Source organism: Streptomyces sp. NPDC059456, from assembly GCF_042750055.1.
Classification (GTDB): domain Bacteria; phylum Actinomycetota; class Actinomycetes; order Streptomycetales; family Streptomycetaceae; genus Streptomyces.
The window spans coordinates 1-1,433 of record NZ_JBHYVA010001102.1 but is presented as its reverse complement, the minus strand read 5'-3'; the positions used below and the strand labels follow the sequence as shown (position 1 = coordinate 1,433).

The window sequence follows — 1,433 nt, the reverse complement described above, 5'->3', positions numbered from 1 at the left end:
CCCACGGCCATGTACCGGGCCCGCTTGAATTCACCGGGCCCCAGCCGGGGCCGCCCGCTCGGCCCCGGTATACGTTAAGGGGCGCCCCCCCCGGAGGGGTGCCGCCCTTTCTCAGTTCAGCCGGTCCGGCGTTCAGGCCTTGTCGCGGGCCTGGGCGTCGCCCTCGTCCTCGTCCTCGACGACGGCGATCTCGTCGGTGACGTCGGCGTCGGCGTCCGCCGCGGAACGCTCGAGGGGCTCGTACTCCTCGTCGTCCTCGTCGTAGTACTCGGCCTGGTCGGACGCGCGCTCGGCGGCAGCCACCTCGGCGGCGTCCTGCTCGTCGTCCTCGTCGTCGATGTCGTCGACGTCGTCGGACTCATCGCCCGCGAGCGCGTCGACGAACTCGACGCCGTCCAGCTCGGCGAGCCGGTCGGAGGCGTCCATCGAGCCGTCCTTGTCCGCCTCGACCGTCTTGGCGAACCACTCGCGCGCCTCGTCCTCACGGCCGGCCGCCAGCAGCGCGTCGGCGTAGGCGTAGCGCAGGCGCGCGGTCCACGGCTGGACGGAGTTGGAGGCCAGCTCCGGGCTCTGCAGGGTCACGATGGCGGCGTCGAGCTGCCCCATGTCCCGCCGGGCGCCGGCGGCGACCAGGCGCATCTCGACCTGGCCGGCCTTGTCCAGCTTCTGCACCTCGGGCTCGCCGGCCATGGCCAGCGCGCGCTCGGGGCGGCCGAGGCCGCGCTCGCAGTCGGCCATGACGGGCCACAGCTCGACGGATCCGGTCATGCGCTTGGCGGCGCGGAACTCCGCGAGCGCCTCGCTGTACTTCTGCGTGGCGTACGCGGCGAAGCCGGCGGCCTCGCGGACGGCGGCGACGCGGGAGGCCAGGCGCAGGGCGATGCGCGAGTACGCGTACGCCTGCTCCGGGTCCTCGTCGATCAGCCGGGCCACCATGACCAGATTGCGGGAGACCTCCTCGGCGAGCCCCTTGGGCAGGCTCAGGAGCTCCTGGCGGACATCCGAGTCGATCTCCAGACCGGTGACATCCTCGTCGATCGGAAGCCGCTTGACCGGGTCCCGGTCGCGGTCCGCACGGTAGTCGCGGTCACCGCCGCGGTCATCGCGGCCGCCACGGTAGCCACCGCGGTCGCCACCACGGTCATCACGGCCGCGGAACCCGCCACGGTCGCCACCGCGGTCGTCGCGGCGCGGGTAGGACGGGCGGTCGCCACCACGGTCGTCACGACCGCCACGGAAACCACCACGGTCGTCATCACGGCGCGGGTACGAGGGACGGCCACCGCGGTCGTCATCACGACGGGGGTACGAGGGACGCTCGCCCCGGTCGTCACGACGGAAACCGCCACCGGAGGGACGCTCACCACGGTCGTCGCGGCGCGGGTACGACGGACGGTCGCCACCACGGTCATCACGACGCGGGTAGGAGGGAC

1 protein-coding gene is annotated in these 1,433 nt (G+C 73.2%); it reads right to left on the bottom strand.

Features of this window, described 5'->3' with window-relative positions; all coding sequences use genetic code 11:
* Nucleotides 1–132: 132 nt before the first annotated feature.
* Nucleotides 133–984 carry a hypothetical protein gene (locus ACFXA3_RS42480; protein ID WP_385196884.1) on the bottom strand — a complete coding sequence of 284 codons (852 nt, stop codon included), beginning with the start codon at nucleotides 982–984 and terminating at the stop codon, nucleotides 133–135.
* Nucleotides 985–1,433: the final 449 nt, after the last annotated feature.